The organism is Streptomyces sp. NPDC048496 (assembly GCF_043200055.1).
Taxonomy (GTDB): Bacteria; Actinomycetota; Actinomycetes; order Streptomycetales; family Streptomycetaceae; genus Streptomyces.
Window position 1 is genome coordinate 69,167 of record NZ_JBICXB010000006.1, and the last position, 18,107, is coordinate 87,273.

18 protein-coding genes and 1 pseudogene are annotated in these 18,107 nt (G+C 70.4%); 10 read left to right on the plus strand and 9 right to left on the minus strand.

Annotated features, from left to right (window positions below; all coding sequences use genetic code 11):
• Positions 1-153 precede the first annotated feature (153 nt).
• Complete coding sequence (gene folP, locus ACGFSA_RS08910; protein ID WP_393301818.1) at positions 154-1,026, minus strand: dihydropteroate synthase; 873 nt, start codon at positions 1,024-1,026, stop codon at positions 154-156.
• Positions 1,027-1,331: 305 nt separating this feature from the next.
• On the opposite strand from folP, the pseudogene ACGFSA_RS08915 reads away from it, so the two are divergent.
• Together ACGFSA_RS08915 and ACGFSA_RS08920 are read left to right on the plus strand one after the other, a co-directional pair.
• Positions 1,332-1,736 (plus strand): annotated as a pseudogene (locus ACGFSA_RS08915) (hypothetical protein); the annotation flags it as partial.
• 161 nt (positions 1,737-1,897) lie between these two features.
• Complete coding sequence (locus ACGFSA_RS08920; protein WP_393301821.1) at positions 1,898-2,485, plus strand: DNA-3-methyladenine glycosylase I; 588 nt, start codon at positions 1,898-1,900, stop codon at positions 2,483-2,485.
• A gap of 92 nt (positions 2,486-2,577) precedes the next feature.
• Here the strand turns inward: ACGFSA_RS08920 and ACGFSA_RS08925 are convergent, their stop codons facing one another.
• Complete coding sequence (locus tag ACGFSA_RS08925; protein WP_393301824.1) at positions 2,578-3,393, minus strand: enoyl-CoA hydratase/isomerase family protein; 816 nt, start codon at positions 3,391-3,393, stop codon at positions 2,578-2,580.
• A 312-nt stretch (positions 3,394-3,705) separates the two neighbouring features.
• On the opposite strand from ACGFSA_RS08925, the gene ACGFSA_RS08930 reads away from it, so the two are divergent.
• Complete coding sequence (locus tag ACGFSA_RS08930) at positions 3,706-3,873, plus strand: DUF3117 domain-containing protein (RefSeq protein ID WP_003966491.1); 168 nt, start codon at positions 3,706-3,708, stop codon at positions 3,871-3,873.
• Between the two features lie 171 nt (positions 3,874-4,044).
• Here the strand turns inward: ACGFSA_RS08930 and ACGFSA_RS08935 are convergent, their stop codons facing one another.
• Entirely contained in the window at positions 4,045-4,710 is a 666-nt protein-coding gene (locus tag ACGFSA_RS08935; RefSeq protein ID WP_345510608.1) for an O-methyltransferase, read from the minus strand.
• A 183-nt stretch (positions 4,711-4,893) separates the two neighbouring features.
• Between ACGFSA_RS08935 and sigE the strand changes: the two genes are divergently transcribed.
• The 5 genes from sigE to ACGFSA_RS08960 all read left to right on the plus strand — a co-directional run bounded on the left by sigE (position 4,894) and on the right by ACGFSA_RS08960 (position 9,825).
• Entirely contained in the window at positions 4,894-5,655 is a 762-nt protein-coding gene (sigE, locus tag ACGFSA_RS08940) for an RNA polymerase sigma factor SigE (RefSeq protein ID WP_393301828.1), read from the plus strand.
• Positions 5,652-6,647 carry a zf-HC2 domain-containing protein gene (locus ACGFSA_RS08945; RefSeq protein ID WP_393301831.1) on the plus strand — a complete coding sequence of 332 codons (996 nt, stop codon included), beginning with the start codon at positions 5,652-5,654 and terminating at the stop codon, positions 6,645-6,647. Before sigE ends, ACGFSA_RS08945 begins: the two co-directional genes overlap by 4 nt.
• Positions 6,648-6,757: 110 nt before the next feature.
• Positions 6,758-8,470, plus strand: coding sequence for a trypsin-like peptidase domain-containing protein (locus ACGFSA_RS08950; protein ID WP_393301834.1), 1,713 nt, complete (start codon positions 6,758-6,760; stop codon positions 8,468-8,470).
• Between the two features lie 99 nt (positions 8,471-8,569).
• Complete coding sequence (locus ACGFSA_RS08955) at positions 8,570-9,046, plus strand: sec-independent translocase (protein WP_393301837.1); 477 nt, start codon at positions 8,570-8,572, stop codon at positions 9,044-9,046.
• A gap of 119 nt (positions 9,047-9,165) precedes the next feature.
• Positions 9,166-9,825 carry a hypothetical protein gene (locus ACGFSA_RS08960; protein ID WP_393301839.1) on the plus strand — a complete coding sequence of 220 codons (660 nt, stop codon included), beginning with the start codon at positions 9,166-9,168 and terminating at the stop codon, positions 9,823-9,825.
• Between the two features lie 163 nt (positions 9,826-9,988).
• Here ACGFSA_RS08960 and ACGFSA_RS08965 read toward each other — a convergent pair whose 3' ends face one another.
• From ACGFSA_RS08965 to ACGFSA_RS08975, 3 genes are read right to left on the minus strand one after another with little or no spacing between them, the layout of a single operon-like run.
• Positions 9,989-11,122: an Mrp/NBP35 family ATP-binding protein gene (locus ACGFSA_RS08965; RefSeq protein WP_393301842.1), complete on the minus strand. Its 1,134-nt coding sequence runs from the start codon at positions 11,120-11,122 to the stop codon at positions 9,989-9,991.
• Between the two features lie 44 nt (positions 11,123-11,166).
• Positions 11,167-11,724, minus strand: coding sequence for a DUF1003 domain-containing protein (locus tag ACGFSA_RS08970; protein ID WP_393301845.1), 558 nt, complete (start codon positions 11,722-11,724; stop codon positions 11,167-11,169).
• A complete protein-coding gene (locus ACGFSA_RS08975; protein ID WP_393301848.1) occupies positions 11,714-12,988 on the minus strand; it encodes a magnesium transporter MgtE N-terminal domain-containing protein in 1,275 nt (424 codons plus the stop codon). The genes ACGFSA_RS08970 and ACGFSA_RS08975 overlap by 11 nt, the downstream gene beginning before the upstream one ends.
• A 202-nt stretch (positions 12,989-13,190) precedes the next feature.
• On the opposite strand from ACGFSA_RS08975, the gene ACGFSA_RS08980 reads away from it, so the two are divergent.
• Positions 13,191-13,955: a hypothetical protein gene (locus ACGFSA_RS08980; RefSeq protein ID WP_393301851.1), complete on the plus strand. Its 765-nt coding sequence runs from the start codon at positions 13,191-13,193 to the stop codon at positions 13,953-13,955.
• A 46-nt stretch (positions 13,956-14,001) separates the two neighbouring features.
• On the opposite strand, the gene ACGFSA_RS08985 is transcribed toward ACGFSA_RS08980, so the two are convergent.
• Together ACGFSA_RS08985 and ACGFSA_RS08990 are read right to left on the minus strand one after the other, a co-directional pair.
• A complete protein-coding gene (locus ACGFSA_RS08985) occupies positions 14,002-14,523 on the minus strand; it encodes a hypothetical protein (protein WP_393301854.1) in 522 nt (173 codons plus the stop codon).
• Positions 14,524-14,536: 13 nt separating this feature from the next.
• Positions 14,537-15,652 (minus strand): magnesium and cobalt transport protein CorA, encoded by a 1,116-nt coding sequence (locus ACGFSA_RS08990; RefSeq protein WP_393301857.1) that lies wholly within the window; start codon positions 15,650-15,652, stop codon positions 14,537-14,539.
• A gap of 409 nt (positions 15,653-16,061) precedes the next feature.
• Here ACGFSA_RS08990 and ACGFSA_RS08995 point away from each other — a divergent pair, with 409 nt between their 5' ends.
• Entirely contained in the window at positions 16,062-16,697 is a 636-nt protein-coding gene (locus ACGFSA_RS08995; protein ID WP_393301860.1) for a suppressor of fused domain protein, read from the plus strand.
• Between the two features lie 88 nt (positions 16,698-16,785).
• Here ACGFSA_RS08995 and ACGFSA_RS09000 read toward each other — a convergent pair whose 3' ends face one another.
• Positions 16,786-18,018 carry an MFS transporter gene (locus ACGFSA_RS09000; RefSeq protein WP_393301862.1) on the minus strand — a complete coding sequence of 411 codons (1,233 nt, stop codon included), beginning with the start codon at positions 18,016-18,018 and terminating at the stop codon, positions 16,786-16,788.
• Positions 18,019-18,107 lie beyond the last annotated feature (89 nt).

Below are 18,107 nucleotides of genomic sequence, written 5' to 3' on the forward strand. Positions count from 1 at the left end.
GCTCGCTGATCCACTCCTGTCGCGGGGGAGGCCGTCAGGAGCCCGATCCGGGGCAGCGCCCCGGATCGGGAAGGGGCGAGCAGGGGACACGTCCCGCGCAGCGGCCCCGCCGCCCCGGGCCCGGCTCGCGCCCGCCCCGCTGCCTCGCCGCCGCTACACCAGCCCGCGCCGGGCCACCGCCGGCGCCCGGTGCCCCGCGATCGACGCCACCATGTCCAGTACCTGTCGCGTCTCCGCCACCTCGTGCACCCGGTAGACCTGCGCGCCCAGCCACGCCGAGACCGCGGTCGTCGCCAGCGTCCCGATCACCCGTTCCTTCACGGGCCGGTCGAGCGTCTCCCCGACGAAGTCCTTGTTGGACAGCGACACGAGGACGGGCCAGCCGGTCTCCGTCATCTCACCGAGGCGACGCGTCGCCTCCAGCGAGTGCCGGGTGTTCTTCCCGAAGTCATGACCAGGGTCGATCATGATGCCGTCCGGCCTGACCCCGAGCTCCACGGCCCGCTCGGCCAGCCCCACTGTCACCCGCAGGATGTCCGCCATCACGTCGTCGTACGCGATCCGGTGCGGCCGGGTCCGCGGTTCGGCTCCGCCCGCGTGCGTACACACCAGCCCCGCTCCGTACCGCGCGGCCACCTCCGCGAGCTTCGGGTCGACACCGCCCCACGCGTCGTTCAGCACATCGGCACCGGCCTCGCAGACCGCCTCACCGACCTCGTGGCGCCAGGTGTCGACGCTGATCACCACATCGGGGTGACGCCGCCGCACCTCGGCGACGAACCCGACGGTGCGGCGGGCCTCCTCCGCGGCGGTCACCTCCTCGCCGGGACCGGCCTTCACTCCGCCGATGTCGATGATCGCGGCGCCGTCGGCGACAGCCTGCTCGACCCGGGCGAGCGCGGGCTCGTCGCGGAAGGTCGCGCCCTGGTCGTAGAAGGAGTCCGGAGTACGGTTCACGATCGCCATGATCACTGGCTCGTGCGCCCCGAATTCGCGCCGCCCCAGTCTGAGCGCACCGCTTCGCATCCTGTGTTTCTCCTCTGGATAGATCCCCCGCCGCCGCCTGCGACCCTAACGGCCACCCCCACGATAGGGAGTGGATCGGCGAGCGGCGTCGTGCGGCTTCGACGGCGAGGCGGAGGAGGGAGTCGACGTGGAGCGTCGGTGACTGACGACAACGCCGAAGGGGGCCCCTCCCTGCTCGAGCGAAGCCGAGAGCTTGGGGGAGGGGTCGCAGGGCGTCGGGAGCCCACTCCCTGTCGCGGGGGATGCCGTGACTGTCAGTACCGCATGGCACGATCGGAGCCGGACAGGTTTCCGCCCCAGGGGAGATGCGTGTGTTCTGGTTCTTGCTGCTGGCGATGGTGGTGGTCGTGGCCGCGGTCACCCTCGCGGTGGTCGGCGGAGGGAAGAGCGCTGTCCTGCAGGACGTGGCGCCCGAGCTGCTGACCGACCCGTTGCCCGCGACCCGTCCGGTCGGCCGCGCGGACGTCGAGGCGCTGCGGCTGCCGGTGACGGCACGCGGATACCGGACGGCCGACGTCGACGACGCGCTCGGCCGGCTGGGCGCCGAGCTCGCCGAGCGGGACGCGCGGATCGCCGAACTGGAGTCGGCGCTCGCCGGAGCGCAGGCGACGGCGGTGGGCGGTGTCGGGCTCCTCAAGGAGCCGCAGGACCGGCCACGGCCCGAGCGGGCACCCCGGTCAGCGCCACAGTCCGGGGAGCAGCCCGACCGGCAGTCGGAGCCGCGTTCCTGGCCCCCGTCCGGCCCCCGGTACGGGCCCCGGTCCGGATCCCAGCAGGAACCGCCGCCCGGTCCGGAGTCCATGCCGCGGTCCGGCGAGGAGCCGCCGCCCGGTCCGGAGTCCGGGCCCCGGTCCGGCGAGGAGCGGCAGCGATGAGCGGCGGCGCCGAAGCGGGGGCGGACGGCCGGCTGCGCTGTCCGTGGGGACTGTCCACCGATGACTACCTCGCCTACCACGACACGGAATGGGGCCGCCCCGTCCATGGCGACGACGCCCTGTTCGAGCGGCTCTGCCTGGAGGCGTTCCAGTCCGGGCTGTCCTGGCTGACGATCCTGCGCCGCCGGGAAGGATTCCGCAGCGCCTTCGCCGGGTTCAAGATCCGTGCGGTGGCGGAGTTCACCGACGCCGACAGGGAACGCCTCCTTGCCGACGCCGGGATCATCCGCAACCGCGCGAAGATCGAGGCGACGCTCGCCAATGCCAAGGTGCTGGCCGCATGGCCGGACGGCGAGTTGGACGAACTGATCTGGTCGTACGCCCCGGACCCCGCCACCCGGCCGGCCCCGCGCACCCTCGGCGACGTCCCGGCGGTCACGCCGGAGTCCACCGCACTCGCCAAGGACCTCAAGAAGCGCGGCCTGCGCTTCATCGGCCCCACCACGGCCTACGCCCTGATGCAGGCGTGCGGCCTGGTCGATGATCACCTGGCAGACTGTGTGGCCCGCGGCACGGGGGCGTAGCCGCGCAGCGGGGTCGGCGGTGCCATGGAGGAAGCCACCCACCGGTGAGCAACCGTCGACGCCCCCTGGCCCGGACCGACCCCTGCGAGGCCCTACCGGCCCAGATACTTCGGCTTCGCCTTGTCCAGGAACGCCTGTACCGCGATGGTGTGGTCCTCGGAGGCGCCCGCCTTCGTCTGGAGTTCGTCCTCCTTCTCCAGCGTCTCGCTCAGCGTGTGGCCGGCGCCGTAGGCCAGCGACGCCTTGAGCGCGGCGTACGCCACCGTCGGGCCGTCCGCCAGCTTGCGGGCCACTGCCAGGGCCTCCGCGGCGAGATCGGCCGCGGGCACCAGTCTGTTCACGATGCCCAGCCCGTACGCATCCTGCGCCGAGATCGAACGCGGGAAGAGCAGCAGGTCGGCTGCGCGGCTCTGGCCGATCAGCCGGGGTAGCGTCCACGAGACACCCGAGTCAGCGGTGAGGGCGACCCCGGCGAACGAGGTGTTGAACGACGCGCTGTCGGCGACCACCCGGTAGTCGCAGGCGAGCGCGAAGCCGAAGCCCGCACCGGCGGCGACCCCGTTCACCCCGGCGACGACCGGCTTCTCCATCTCGGTGATCGCCCGCACGACGGGGTTGTAGTGCTCTCGCACGGTGCTCAGCGCATTGCCGGAACCCGACTCGCGGGTGGCGGTCAGCGTGGCGACGTGTTCCTTGAGGTCCTGGCCGACACAGAAGGCGCGCGAGCCGGCCGCCGTGAGCAGAACCGCCCGGACAGCGGTATCGGCCGCGGCCGACTGCAGCGCGTCACGGAGGGCCACCTTGGCGGCTGTGTTCATGGCGTTCATCGCGTCGGGACGGTTGATCGTGATCGTCGCGAGTCCGTCCGTCACTTCGTAGAGCACGGTGTCGGCCACGTGGTCCGCCATTTGCTGTCCCCTTTGCGCCTCGGGCAATGCCTGTCCAGGCAAGCATGGCGGACATCACCGAGGGGGAACATGTGACCTGCGTCTAACGATTGCGCCCCGATGGAGGGGGGAAGGCGACGGAGTATCGCAGTCGGATCGCCGAATTGGGTGGTTTTGCGAGAGCGCGTTGCGCAAGCGATGCAGACCGATGTTGGTCATGGGGGTCTGTGATGCGGGATAATGGCCTGGAAGCAATGTGTTCGATGCCGGTGAGACAGCGCCTGTCATGGGGCCGCCGGTTGTTATGAGCTGGTTTCAGGAAGGGGAACGAGCATGGCGGCCATGAAGCCGCGGACGGGCGACGGCCCGCTCGAGGTGACAAAGGAGGGGCGGGGCATCGTCATGCGCGTTCCGCTCGAAGGCGGCGGTCGGCTTGTTGTGGAGCTGACTCCGGACGAGGCCGATGCACTCGGCGACGCCCTCAAGAAGGTCGTCGGCTGACGCAGAGGCGCCCACACTTCATCACTGCCCCGGCACGGACCCGTGCCGGGGCAGTGATGCATGCGGAACAAGCCCGTCGAAGGGGTTCCCGGCCCTTCGGGGCCGTGGGGGAGGCCGGGGGAGACCGACGACGCCCGGCCGTCCCGACGAGGGGCACGGAACGACGAACGGTCACCCACGCCGGACGGCGCAGAGCAACCCGTCGCCCACCGGCAACAACGTAGCCATCAGCTCCTGGCTCTCCCGCACCGCCCGCAACAGCTCCCGCAGCCGCAGTACCTCCGCCGGCTGCGCCGCGGAGTCGACCGTACGGCCGTCCGCGAAGACGCCCTCGAAGCAGACCAGACCGCCAGGTCGCAGCAGGCGCAACGATTCAGCGAGGCAGTCCAGGCTCTCCAGCCGGTCGCCGTCGCAGAACACGAGGTCGTATCCGCCGTCCGCGAGCCGTGGAAGTACGTCAAGGGCGCGGCCGGGGATGAAACGGGCCCGATTGGCCGCGAACCCCGAAGCCCGGAAGGCCTGGCGGGCGAACTGCTGCCGCTCCGGCTCCGGATCGACCGTGGTCAGCACCCCGTCCGGCCGCATCCCGTGCAGCAGATAGATGCCGGACACGCCGGTTCCGGTGCCGATTTCGGCCACCGCCTTGGCGTCGGTCGTGGCAGCGAGCAAGCGCAGCGCGGCGCCGGTGCCCGGTGACACCGAGCGGAGCCCTGCCTCCCGGGCCCGGTCTCTGGCCCAGCGCAGTGCTTCGTCCTCGGCGACAAAGGCGTCGGCGAACGCCCAGCTCGTCTGCCGGTTGGCGGTAATGACCCTCTCCTGTCCCCGTAGTTGGCGCAACGGTGACTGTATCCGCTGCACCCGGGAACCCGCAGATGGGACCGGGCGTTAGGAAGGGGCAGGGGAAAGCTCATGGATCCGGCCCGCAGATCGGGCCGGGATCACGGGCCGGCGGGTTCCCGGGGATGATCCCGGACCTCAGTAGAAAAAAAGGTTTATCCGGAGCTAACGGGCGAGGTGGCTATGGTAGGGGCTCCACTGGACACCACCAGAGCCGACAGGGGAGGTGCGGCTGCGCCTGTGGATCGGGGACGAGTGCTACGGCGCTTTCTCAGGTCGGCGGGTGAGCCGAAATCCGTGACCAACATTGCTGACCGTTCTTCCAACGACTCCGCACCGACCGCGACCTTCGCCTCAGATGCGGACTCCCAGGCGTGGTTGCCGCCCTCATGGGAAGAGATCGTCAGCACGCACAGCGGTCGTGTCTACCGCCTTGCCTACCGTCTGACGGGAAACCAGCACGATGCCGAGGACCTCACTCAGGAGGTCTTCGTCCGGGTGTTCCGTTCGCTGTCGACCTACACACCCGGCACCTTCGAGGGCTGGCTGCACCGCATCACGACCAACCTGTTCCTGGACATGGTCCGTCGTAAGCAGCGGATCCGTTTCGACTCCCTCGGTGACGACGCCGCCGAGCGGCTGCCGAGCCGTGAGCCGTCCCCGCAGCAGGCCTTCAACGACACCCACTTCGACGCGGACGTACAGCAGGCGCTGGACACCCTTGCGCCCGAATTCCGTGCCGCGGTCGTGCTCTGCGACATCGAGGGACTTTCGTACGAGGAGATCGCCGCGACCCTCGGCGTGAAGCTCGGTACCGTGCGCAGCCGTATTCACCGCGGCCGCTCGCACCTGCGCAAGGCTCTGCGGCACCGCTCTCCCGAGGCCCGCGCCGAGCAGCGCTCGCTGGCGGGAGCCGTGGTGGCAGGGGAGGGCGGGCCGGCGTGAGTGGCACAGGTCCGACCCCTGCGGAACAGCACTTGGGGGACCGCCTTGCGGCGCTTGTCGACGGTGAGCTCAAACATGACGCCCGCGAGCGGGTGCTCGCCCACCTCGCGACCTGCGCGAAGTGCAAGGCCGAGGCTGCTGCCCAACGGCGGCTGAAGAGTGTCTTCGCACAGTCCGCCCCGCCGTCGCCGTCCGAGGGGTTCCTCGCCCGGCTGCAGGGCCTTCCCGGGGGACCGGGCGGTGACGACGACCGCCAAGGAAGACCATTTGGCGGCTCCGGGCGGTTCGCCGACGGACTTTTCCCGGTGATGCAGCCCCCCGGCAGCCGCACCGATTCGCCTTCGGGAAAGTCGCCGCTGGACCGTTTCGGCTACCTCGGGACGCCGCACGGCTCGACGGCCGTGCTTCCGGTCGACGGATCGCGTTCGGCGTTGCGGATCCATGAGGTGGGCCGGGAGGGGGACCGGTCGCCGTGGCGCGGCCGCAGGTTCGCCTTCGCGGCGGCCAGCGCAGTCTCGCTGGCGGCCATCGCGCTGAGTGGCGCCCTGCCGACAGGATCAGGTCCCGACGCCGTGACCCGCGCCGAGGGCGCCGGAAACAACGTGACCCCGCTCGATGCCGCCGCGCGGGCCGAGAGCGGCAGCGTGACCAGCCGTCGCGGTGGCAGCAGTCTCGGCACGTCCGGCGTGTCCGGTGGCGGTTCCACGACCGGTCCCGCGGCTCAGCCGCCGCATACCGCGGCACCCGTCCCCGCCCTGTTCGGCACCGGCCGGCTCACGGCCAACCCCTTCGCCGCGGCGGTACTGACGGATGTGTCCGCGTCTCCCCTGATACGACCGACCGCCACCGGCCCGCTGTTCACGCACGCGCTCGGAAGCGGCCTGAACCCCGTTTCCCCCACGCCCTCGCCGACCGCGTCCTGGACACCCACGTCGGCGGCCGCCCTGCCCACCTCCGCCGATCACCGTCTGCCGCTTTCCGCCCGGCGCTGACGGGGGTCTGCGCAGCGATTCGTAAACCTGGTTGAATCCCCGGAGGAATTCCGGGAGGAACGTCCTTTCGGGCGTGTGCAGAGGCCAGTTGTGGCGGTTGCGGGGAGAGCATGGACGACGGGAAGCCCACCGGGCCGAAGGCGAAGTGGTGGAGCCGCCCCGCGGCGGGGCGCGCCACCCCATCAGCGCCGCAGGAGGCTCCCGCCCCGGCGGAGGACGTGCGGCCCGTGGGCGCACCGGCCGGTGACCCGGACGCCATGGTCGTCGCAGACGTGAGCCCGGCGCCCGTACTCCCCGCCCAGCCCGCACCGGCCGAGCCCGTGGCGCCCGCACCGCTGGTGGCACCCGCGCCGGTGACGCCCGAGCCCGGGGCGCATGCACCCGGGGCGACGGCCCAAGCGCCGGTGCCTGCGGTGAAGCCGCTGCACGAGCCCGATCAGTACAGCACCCCGCCGTACGGCGGCCCCGGCCCCTGGGCGCCCGCACCACCTGTACAGCGCCCGGTGCCGACACCGGCGCACGGCACTCCCGTACCGCCGCCGTACGCAGGCATCCCCGCGGCCTCCGCGCCCCTCCCGGCCCCTGCCCCGGCCTTCACACCCCCGCCCCAGCCGCCACAGTCCTCGCAGTGGTTGCAGTACGACCCCTGGGGTGCGCCCCGGCAGCCGCTGACCCACCCCGGCCCCCCGCCCGGGTCGGACGGCGGGCGCAGGAAGAGCCGACGCGGTTCCCTGCTCGTCGGCGCGCTGCTGCTCGCCCTGGTGGCGGGCGGCATCGGCGGCGGCATCGGTGCCTACGTCGAGCGCAACGGCGGTCTGACCACGGTCGAGCTTCCGCAGGCCGCGAGGAACAGCGGCGGCCGCGCCCCCGACAGCGTCGCGGGCATCGCCGCCAGCGCCCTGCCCAGCGTGGTCACCCTCCATGTCAGCGGCACCACCGAATCCGGCACCGGCACCGGCTTCGTCCTCGACAAGTCGGGCCACATCCTCACCAACAACCATGTCGTCGCCCCGGCCGGCTCCTCCGGTTCCATCACGGTGACGTTCAGCGGCGGCGAGACCGCGCGCGCCGAGGTCGTCGGCAAGGACAGCGGCTACGACCTGGCTGTGGTCAAGGTCACCGGCGTCTCCGGCCTCAAGCCACTGCCGCTGGGCAATTCCGACAATGTGCAGGTCGGCGACCCGGTGGTGGCCATCGGCGCCCCCTTCGACCTGTCCAACACCGTCACCTCCGGCATCATCAGCGCCAAGGACCGGCCGATCACCGCGGGTGGCGAGAAGGGCGACGGCAGCGACATCAGCTACGTCGACGCGCTGCAGACCGACGCCCCGATCAACCCGGGCAACTCCGGGGGCCCGCTCGTCGACACCGATGCCCATGTCATAGGCATCAACAGCGCCATCCGCGCCGCCGGTAACGGTTCGTCGACCGAGGGCGGCCAGGCCGGTTCCATCGGCCTCGGCTTCGCCATCCCGATCAACCAGGGCAAGCGGGTCGCCGAGGAGCTGATCAACACCGGTAGAGCCACGCATCCGGTGATCGGTGTGACCTTGGACATGAAGTACACCGGTGACGGCGCCAAGGTCGGTGCGAAGGGCGCCGCGGGCAAGCCCGCGGTGACACCCGGCGGTCCCGGGGCGAAGGCCGGCATCAAGCCGGGCGACATCATCACCGAGGTGGACGGGCAGCGGGTGCACAGCGGCGAGGAGCTGATCGTGAAGATCCGCGCGCACCGTCCGGGTGACCGCCTGGACGTCGGTCTGACCCGCGGTGGTAAAGACCTGTCCATGACTTTGGTCCTGGGGTCGGCAACCGGCACCTGACGGCCATGGGACGCTACCGTGCGGACAGTTCGGCCGGGTACCGTTGGCCGGGTCCGGACCTCATCCGACCTGGGCTCGGGGAACACGAGGAGCAACAAGGTGTTCAATGACATAGGCGCACTAGAGCTGGTGACGCTCGTGGTCCTCGGCGTGCTGATCTTCGGCCCGGACAAGCTGCCCAAGGTCATCCAGGACGCCTCGCGCTTCATCCGCAAGATCCGTGAGTTCTCCGAGAGCGCCAAGGAAGACATCCGTACGGAGCTCGGCCCGGAGTTCAAGGACTTCGAGTTCGAGGACCTCAACCCGAAGACGTTCGTCCGCAAGCAGCTCATGGACGGAAACGACGATCTCGGGCTGAAGGAGATCCGCGAGAGCTTCGACCTCCGTAAGGAGATGGCCGAGGTCACCGACGCGGTCAACGGTCGCGAGAGCACGTCCAAGGACTCCGCGGGCGGTGTGTCGGGCAGCGCGGCGGTCACTGCGGCGAACGGCTCCCCGGGCGCCCCCGACCTGCTCAAGAAGCGCGAGCAGCCCGCGAAGGACGATCGTCCGCCCTTCGACGCAGACGCCACCTGACACCGGTCAATCCCGCCTCGTCCGGACGGTATCGCTATTCTCCATCTGTCCGGTTGCGAGGACGCCCGAGGGGGGCGGGCCGCTGCGGACCCCTAGGGATCGAGGAGGCGGCCGGGCAGATGGAGACGACGAGTCGGGCAGGCGCGGAAGATGCGCCCAGCACAGTCACCGCAGAAGGAGTGCCGGCGACCCGGCGTACGGTCGACGGCTATCTGCAGGCGTCGTTCCCCTGGTACGGACTGGACGAGGCCTTCACCGGGCCGCGCTGGCTGATGCAGGTCGGGACGGCGGCGGACGGCACGGTGCAGCACGGTTCGACCGGGCACGGTGAGGAGCCCGTGGTACGGGGTGATTCCGGCGGCGAGAAGCAGCGGTTCGCGGTCGTGGTGACGGTGGCGAGCAGCCCCGTACGGCGCAGTGGCGACGGTACGGGGGTGCTGGAGGCGACCACGGTGTCGTCGGCGGCGTGGCTGGCGGGCTCGGGTCTGCTGGCGTACACGTGGCCCCCGCAGCTGGACCACACGCTGCGCGACGACTGGCTGGACCAGCAGACGGAGACGGCGTTCGAACTCGCCGATGATCTGGACGGGCCCGCGTGGTCGGTGCTGTCCCTGCCGGTGGACGGTGTTCCGGTGCCGTTCCACTACCGGGAGTCCGAGTTCGGGTGGGTGCTGGCGGGGTCGGCGCCGGGCGGGGTGCACATCGGGGCGTACGGGCGGGGGATGAGCGCGTACGGGCTGGGGTTCTCCGTGGTCGAGGACATCGCGACGTACGCGTAGCGGGCGCGGTGCCCGGCTGCCGCTCCGTCCTCGATCGCCGGACGGGCTCGATGGCGCCACCGCGCGCCGTGGGATCGCTCGCCGGACGGGATCGACAGTGCCGCCGGGCGGGGCCTGTGCCCTGCCCGGCGGTTGTGCTGTGGCCCCGTCAGGGGGCCGCGTTTCAGAACTTGTTGCGGGGGGTGATGCCCAGCGACATGCCCGACAGACCGCGCTGGCGGCCACCCAGCCTGTCGGCGATCGTGCGCAGGGCCTTGCCGGCCGGGGAGTCCGGGTCCGAGAGGACCACCGGCTTGCCCTCGTCGCCGCCTTCGCGCAGGCGTACATCGATCGGAATGGAGCCGAGCACCGGGACCTCCGCGCCGACCGTCTTCGTCAGGCCCTCGGCCACCCTCTGGCCGCCACCGGTGCCGAACACGTCGACCATCTCGTCGCAGTGCGGGCACGGCATGCCCGACATGTTCTCGACGACGCCGACGATCTTCTGGTGGGTCTGCACGGCGATCGCGCCGGCCCGCTCGGCCACTTCGGCCGCGGCCTGCTGCGGGGTCGTGACGACGAGGATTTCGGCGTTCGGGACGAGCTGGGCCACGGAGATCGCGATGTCACCGGTGCCCGGCGGCAGGTCGAGCAGCAGGACGTCCAGGTCGCCCCAGTAGACGTCCGCGAGGAACTGCTGCAGTGCGCGGTGCAGCATCGGTCCGCGCCACACCACCGGGGCGTTGCCCGGGGTGAACATGCCGATGGAGATGACCTTCACGCCGTGCGCCGACGGCGGCATGATCATGTTCTCGACCTGGGTCGGCCTGCCGTCCGCGCCGAGCATCCGCGGCACGCTGTGCCCGTAGATGTCCGCGTCCACGACGCCGACCTTGAGGCCGTCGGCCGCCATCGCGGCCGCCAGGTTCACCGTCACCGACGACTTGCCGACGCCGCCCTTGCCGGACGCCACCGCGTACACCCGGGTCAGCGAGCCGGGCTTGGCGAACGGCACCTCGCGCTCCGCCGTACCGCCGCGCAGCGAGGACGTGAGCTCCTTGCGCTGTTCGTCGCTCATCACGTCGAGCGTGACGTCGACCCGTGTGACGCCTTCGACCTTCGCCACCGCATCGGTCACGCGCTTGGTGATGGTCTCGCGCATCGGGCAGCCGGAGACAGTGAGATACACCGTGACAGCGACCGCGCCGTCAGCTGCGATCTCGACCGACTTGACCATGCCGAGTTCGGTGATCGGTCGGTGGATCTCCGGGTCGTTCACTGTCGCCAGTGCTTCGCGCACCGCGTCTTCGGTAGCCATACCGACGATGTTACGGCGCCTGTCGCTACGCGCGAGTAGCCCTGTCAGCGGTCTTCGTCACTCTCGGCCGGGTACAGGGCCTGCCGGTCGTGCAGGTCCCTCGCGAGGTCGTCCAGTTCGGAGCGGATCCAGTCGCGCGTGGCCACCTCGCCGAGACCCATCCGCAGCGACGCGATCTCCCGCGTGAGGTACTCGGTATCCGCGATGGAGCGCTCGTTCTGCTTGCGGTCCTGCTCGTAGGTGACCCGGTCGCGGTCGGCCTGCCGGTTCTGCGCGAGAAGGATCAGCGGGGCCGCGTACGAGGCCTGGAGCGACAGGACCAGAGTCAGGAAGATGAACGGGTACCCGTCGAACCGCCACCCCACGGGCGCGAAGGCGTTCCACAGCACCCAGACGATGATGACCAGTGTCATCCAGGCGATGAAGCGCCAGGTGCCCAGGAATCGGGCGATCCGTTCGGAGAGCCGGCCGAACGACTCGGGGTCGTAATGGGGCAGCAGCCGACGACGCGGGGCCTTCGGCTGGTCCAGCCGCGAACGGGACGGGCGCGCGATGCCCGAGGCCCCCGCCGGCGCTCCTTTCGAGCGCTCCTCACCGGCCACGCGCGATCTCCCCCTCACCGTGGAAGTCGGTCTCCCGCCAGTCCTCGGGCAGCAGGTGGTCGAGGACGTCGTCGACGGTCACCGCGCCGAGCAGTGATCCACTCTCGTCCACGACCGGCACGGAGACCAGGTTGTACGCGGCCAGATAGCTCGTCACGTCCGGCAGCGGAGTGTCGGGTGCGAGGGGGACGAGATCGCTGTCGACGATCGAGCTGACCAGGGCGTACGGCGGATCCCGCAGCAGCCGCTGAAAGTGCACGGTGCCCAGGTACTTGCCGGTCGGTGTCTCGTCGGGGGAGCGGCACACGTACACCTGGGCGGCGAGCGCCGGCGACAGATCCGCCTGCCGAACCCGCGCGAGTGCGTCGGCGACCGTCGCGTCCGGCCGCAGAATGATCGGCTCGGTGGTCATCAGACCGCCCGCGGTCCGCTCCTCGTACGACATGAGGCGCCGCACATCCGCCGCGTCGTCCGGCCGCATCAGGGTCAGCAGCCGCTCCTTGTCCGCCTCGGGCAGTTCGGAGAGCAGGTCGGCCGCGTCGTCCGGGTCCATGGCCTCCAGGACATCGGCGGCGCGCTCCTCCTGGAGCTTGCCGATGATCTCCACCTGGTCGTCCTCGGGCAGCTCCTCCAGGACGTCGGCGAGCCGGTCGTCGTCGAGCGCGGCCGCGACCTCGGCCCGACGCTTCGGCGACAGATGATGCAGCGCGTTGGCCACGTCGGTCGGCCGGAGCTGCTCGAACGTGGCGACCAGTGATTCGGCGCCCTGCCCGTCCTCCTCCAGTGAGAATCCGCTGACCGCCGACCATTCGACCGTCAGGGTCTCGCCCTTGCGCCGCAGCGCCCCGCCCTTGCCCTTGCGTACGAAGTACTTGTCGATTTCCCAGTCGCGGCGGGCCGGGAGCTGCGACACGGAGACATCGAGGATGGTGACCTCCTCGCCGGTCTCCACGAGGCGGACCCGACGGTCGAGGAACTCGCCGAGCACCAGGCGTTCGGTGGGCCGCTGTTCGAAGCGCCGCATGTTGACCACGCCGGTGGTGATGACCTGACCGGACTCGATCCCCGTCACCCGGGTCATCGGGAGAAAGATGCGGCGGCGGCTGAGCACCTCGACGACCAGGCCGAGCAGCCGGGGCGGCCGGCCGCCGACCCGCAGCATCGCGACCAGATCACGGACCCGGCCCACCTGGTCCCCGTTGGGGTCGAAGACCGGCACGCCGGAAAGGTGCGAGACGAAGACCCGGGGTGCGCCTGCCGCCATGCTCTGCGCCTCCGTCCGTCCCGTGGAGAGGGGGTGGTCCATTCAGGGATGAATTGCACCGCTATGACGGGATCAGGCTAGCCCGTACCGCTCCAGGTCGGCCCGGTGAGCAGTCCGTACGGCTCTGCGCCGGACGGCGTAGGCGACACGGGTACGCTGCGGTCTGCCAGCCCCCGACATGCAGATGAGAGGCAGTGCGCCAGTGACCTCTTTTGTCCCGCCCGTCCGGACCCGCCGCCGGACCGCTCTTGCCGGCGTGCTCTGTGCGGGGCTGACCGCAGCCCTGACGGGGTGCGGCGGCGAGGATCCGGACAAGGGGACCAACGGCATCGGCAGACTCTCGGCGGCCCTGATCGAGAAGAAGGCGCAGGCGGCAGCCGACTCCGCAGACGCGGTGCGGCTGGCCGGGACCCTGGTCGGCAAGGGCGGCACGTACAAGATCGACATGCGGCTCAAGGAGGACGGCGGCACGGGCTCCGTCACCTCGAAGACCAGCACGTTCGAGCTGCTGCGGATCGGTGACGAGGTCTATCTGAAGGCCGGCTCCGGCTTCTGGAGCCATGAGGAGAAGGACCAGCACAGCAGCGATTCCGGTGCGGCGGCGGGGGACAAGCTCCAGGACAAGTATGTGAAGGTCCCGCAGGACGACCCGACGTACAAGCAGCTGCGCGGCTTCACGGACATGAAGTCCCTGCTCGACGGCATGCTCACGCTGCACGGCGAGGTCAACAAGGGCGACCGCGGCAAGGTCGGCTCCGTCCGCACCATCCAGATCCTGGGCGGCAAGGGTGAGGGCGGGGCGGTCGACGTCGCACTGAAGGGCACGCCGTATCCGCTGCGGTTCGCCCGTGGCGGCGGCGGGGGCACCCTCACGCTCGCCGACTGGGGCAAGGACTTCACGCTGGAAGCCCCGGCCAAGGACGACACCGTCGACTACGGGCAGCAGCTCCCCAAGTCGACCTCGTGACGCCGCGGCGACAGCCCTTGCGGACTCCCCATCGTGGGGGAGGCCGTTAAAGGCGGCGGCGCTTCCGCAGCAACCGCGGGAGGGCGTCGGGGACGGGGCGGCGGGTGGTCGCCGGGGTCGGCAGCGGCGCCGCCGCGTGCGAGCTGTCCGGCAGCTCCGTACGGAACTCGCCGGGCGTCAGGCGCAGCACCCGGCACTCGCGCGCCCAGCGCTCGGTCATCTGCTCGGCGTCCGGCGCGTTCAGCCGCTTGCCCTTGAGTTCGGCGACCGCCGCCTCCCACTCCTCGGAGTGCGGTGCGAGCTCCGTCACGGCGGCGGTCCAGGCGATCAGCCGGCCGCCCTTGTCCTTGCTGCGCACGGTCACCTCTGCGGCGGACCCGTCGGCGAGACCGGCCGGGAGCGGCTGCTCGCCGGGGCCGTCCCCGACGAGATGGGCCGCGCCTTCGTGCCATACGTGCCACAGCGCCCGCGCGGGCCCGGTGCCGCGTACCCAGATCAGACCGGACTTCTTGGTGGCCTCCTCGACGAGGGCCGGTCCGAGCAGCGAGTCAGCGGCAGCAGCAGTCATACCCTCAACTCTATTAGAGCCAGCCGTTGCGCTTGAGCGAGCGGTGGATGGAGAAGCAGACGACCCCGATGACGCCCAACACCATCGGATAGCCGTACGTCCACCGCAGCTCCGGCATGTGCTTGAAGTTCATGCCGTAGACGCCGCAGATCATCGTCGGTACGGCGACGATGGCCGCCCAGGACGTGATCTTGCGCATGTCCTCGTTCTGCGCGACGGTCGCCTGCGCCAGGTTGGCCTGCAGGATCGAGTTCAGCAGTTCGTCGAAGCCGATGACTTCTTCGTGCACCCGTGCCAGGTGGTCGGCGACGTCCCGGAAGTACTTCTGGATGTCCGGATCGACCAGCCGCATCGGCCGCTCGCTGAGCAGCTGCATCGGCCGCAGCAGCGGGGAGACGGCCCGCTTGAACTCCAGAACCTCACGCTTCAGCTGGTAGATCCGGCTTGCTTCGGCGCCGCGCGGGCTGCCCTTCGCGGGGGTGGAGAAGACCTCGATCTCCACCTCGTCGATGTCCTCCTGGACGGCCCCGGCCACGGCGATGTAGCCGTCGACGACATGGTCGGCGATGGAGTGCAGGACCGCCGAAGGCCCCTTGGCGAGCAGCTCCGGGTCGTCCTGCAGCCGGTGGCGCAGCGCCCGCAGCGAGCCGTGTCCGCCGTGCCGGACGGTGATGACGAAGTCCCGGCCGGTGAAGCACATCACCTCACCGGTCTCGACGACCTCACTGGTCGCGGTGAGCTCGGCGTGCTCGACGTAGTGGATGGTCTTGAAGACGGTGAAGAGCGTGTCGTCGTACCGCTCCAGCTTGGGCCGCTGGTGGGCGTGGACGGCGTCCTCGACGGCGAGCGGGTGGAGGCCGAACTCCCGGGCGATCCCGGCGAATTCCTCCTCGGTCGGCTCGTGCAGGCCGATCCAGGCGAAGCCGCCGTCCTCGCGCACCCGAAGCATCGCCTCGTGCGGGGTCAAGCAGCCGGCGCTCTCCACGCGGCGTCCGTCGCGGTAGACCGCGCAGTCGACGACCGCGCTGGAGGCGGACGGGTCACGGGTGGTGTCGTAACTGCTGTGCAGGGTGTTGGTCTTGCGCAGGGACGGGCGCACGGCGGCGCGCAGGTCACGGATCATCGACATGGCTGGCTCCTTCACGGAGGGCCGTCGTCGGGCGCGTGGAACAGCCCGGAATGGGGACGTGTGCTCACATCCGCAAAGCGGGCGGCACCGCGGCGGCGCGATGACGGCGTTCGCTACAGACAGGCAAAAAAGGAGTGCTCTTCCGTCGTGCGCGACGCCCTGGGTCCTGACGGGGGAGGCGTCAGATCACCGAAGAAGGGTGTGGGGCGGAAGAGCGGTTGGTACTGCACGATCGACTTCGATCCATTGCAGCCCCACCTCCTCCAGCCGGTCCCCCGTGGGGGATGACGTGTTGTCGGGACTGAGAGCGACGCTTCTGCGTGCTGTCCCGACCAGCGGCCAAGACTATCAGCCGACTCCGGGCCAATCCCTTACTTTGCCCGTTCCATACGCGTCCTATGCTCGCGGCATGGAAGAAATTCTCGCTCTGGTCGAGGCCCGGCTCCGTACAGCTCTCGGTGAACCGGACGCGCGCGCCGCGGTGACGTTTCTCGGTACGGACCGGATCGAGGTACTCCGTTTCGTCGACGGCGATGTGGTGCGCTACGCCACGCTCGGCATGTCCGCCCAGCCGATGTCCGATCCGACCGCGGCCCTCGCGGACCCCGTGAAGGGGCCGCGCGCCGAGCTCATCCTCTCCGTGCGGGCCGGGCTCGCCGACACCGACAAGGTGCTCCGTGGACTGGCTGTACTGGCGGCTTCCCCGCAGGTCGAGGGGTTGATCGTGGCTCCTGGCGCCTCGCTGGACCTGGGAGAACCGCTGTGGCCCGGGGCGCCGTTCAGCTCCGTACTGGTCGCCGAGCCGGGCGGGCTGGTCGAGGACCTGGAACTGAACGAGCCTGCGCCGCGCAGCGGCTCCGTGGGGGGCGGCGGCCGGGAGACGGGCGGGCCGATGGAGCCGGTGCGGTTCCTGCCGCTGCTGCCGATGACACCCAACGAGGCGGCGTGGAAGCGGGTCCGAGGGGCGCAGGAACTCCAGGAGCGGTGGTTGTCGCACGGAACGGATCTGCGGGACCCGCTGCGTACCTCCGTGACCCTGGACTGAGACGAACGCCATACGGGCATGGGGGAAGCCCCGCCGCGCGGCCAGGAGGGGGAGCCGCGGGCGGGGCGGAACGGGGTTCGCGCAGGGGTCAGTTGGCGAAGGCCGTGACGCCGTCCTCGGTGGCGTGCTTCGGCTCCAGCTCCTCCGCCTCGTGGGTCAGTGCCGTGCGCCGGACCCGGACGACGGCGGCGCCGACGACGGCCGCGACCGCGGCGACCACGAACGGGATGTGGATGTTGCTCCATTCCTCGATCTTCGGGGCGAGGTACGGGGCGGCGGCCGCGGCGAACCAGCGGACGAAGTTGTAACCCGCGCTCGCCACCGGGCGCGGCGCGTCCGAGACGCCGAGCGCCAGCTCCGTGTAGACGGTGTTGTTCATGCCGATGAAGGCGCCGGAGACGACCGTGCAGACGACGGCCGTGGTGTGGTTGCCGTAGCCGAGGATCAGCAGGTCGGCGGCGAGCAGCAGCAGTGAGGCGCCGAGCACCTTGAGCGAGCCGAGGCGCTTCTGCAGCCGGGGTGCGACGAGCACCGAGAAGACGGCGAGCAGCAGACCCCAGGCGAAGAAGACCGCTCCGGACTTGTACGGCGTCATGTTCAGCACGAACGGCGTGAACGCCAGGATCGTGAAGAACGCGTAGTTGTAGAAGAACGCCGAGGTCGCGACGGAGGCGAGGCCGCCGTGCCCGAGCGCCTTGACCGGGTCGAGCAGTGAGGTCCTGCGGGCGGGCTTCGGCTGTTCCTTCAGGAACGCCGTGATGCAGATGAAGCCGATCGCCATCAGGGCCGCGGTGCCGAAGAACGGGTAGCGCCAGCTGGCGTCGCCGAGCAGCGCGCCGAGCAGCGGCCCGCACGCCATGCCGAGGCCGAGCGCCGACTCGTACAGCAGGATCGCCGCCGAGCTGCCGCCGGCCGCCGCGCCGACGATCACGGCGAGCGCGGTCGAGACGAAGAGCGCGTTGCCGAGTCCCCAGCCGGCCCGGAACCCGACGAGTTCCGCGACGGACGACGAGGTGCCGGAGAGTGCGGCGAAGACGACGACGAGCGCGAGACCGGTCAGGAGGGTCTTGCGGCCGCCGATCCGGCTGGAGACGAAGCCGGTGACGAGCATCGCGAACGCGGTGATCAGGAAGTACGAGGTGAAGAGCAGGGACACCTGGCTGGGCGTCGCCTCGAGCCCCTTGGCGATGGACGGCAGAATCGGGTCCACCAGCCCGATTCCCATGAACGCGACAACAGAGGCGCCCGCGGTGGCCCAGACGGCCTTCGGCTGGCGCAGGATGCTGCCCGCTCCTTGATCGGAGGGATCCTCTCCCTGCATGGGCCTTCTCACTCTCCACTGGATCGATGCGTCATACACAGAATAAGTTAGAGAAGCTAATAAGTGCAAATTACATCTAATTTCCCTGG

Bases quoted from the DNA above. Each gene is read 5' to 3' on its own strand.
- ACGFSA_RS08985 (WP_393301854.1), bottom strand. From the start codon at position 14,523: ATGACTGCTGCTGCCGCTGACTCGCTGCTCGGACCGGCCCTCGTCGAG.
- ACGFSA_RS08995 (WP_393301860.1), top strand. From the start codon at position 16,062: ATGGAAGAAATTCTCGCTCTGGTCGAGGCCCGGCTCCGTACAGCTCTC.
- ACGFSA_RS08930 (WP_003966491.1), top strand. From the start codon at position 3,706: ATGGCGGCCATGAAGCCGCGGACGGGCGACGGCCCGCTCGAGGTGACA.
- folP (WP_393301818.1), bottom strand. From the start codon at position 1,026: ATGCGAAGCGGTGCGCTCAGACTGGGGCGGCGCGAATTCGGGGCGCAC.
- sigE (WP_393301828.1), top strand. From the start codon at position 4,894: ATGGTAGGGGCTCCACTGGACACCACCAGAGCCGACAGGGGAGGTGCG.
- ACGFSA_RS08950 (WP_393301834.1), top strand. From the start codon at position 6,758: ATGGACGACGGGAAGCCCACCGGGCCGAAGGCGAAGTGGTGGAGCCGC.
- ACGFSA_RS08975 (WP_393301848.1), bottom strand. From the start codon at position 12,988: ATGGCGGCAGGCGCACCCCGGGTCTTCGTCTCGCACCTTTCCGGCGTG.
- ACGFSA_RS09000 (WP_393301862.1), bottom strand. From the start codon at position 18,018: ATGCAGGGAGAGGATCCCTCCGATCAAGGAGCGGGCAGCATCCTGCGC.
- ACGFSA_RS08960 (WP_393301839.1), top strand. From the start codon at position 9,166: ATGGAGACGACGAGTCGGGCAGGCGCGGAAGATGCGCCCAGCACAGTC.
- ACGFSA_RS08925 (WP_393301824.1), bottom strand. From the start codon at position 3,393: ATGGCGGACCACGTGGCCGACACCGTGCTCTACGAAGTGACGGACGGA.
- ACGFSA_RS08965 (WP_393301842.1), bottom strand. From the start codon at position 11,122: ATGGCTACCGAAGACGCGGTGCGCGAAGCACTGGCGACAGTGAACGAC.
- ACGFSA_RS08920 (WP_393301821.1), top strand. From the start codon at position 1,898: ATGAGCGGCGGCGCCGAAGCGGGGGCGGACGGCCGGCTGCGCTGTCCG.
- ACGFSA_RS08990 (WP_393301857.1), bottom strand. From the start codon at position 15,652: ATGTCGATGATCCGTGACCTGCGCGCCGCCGTGCGCCCGTCCCTGCGC.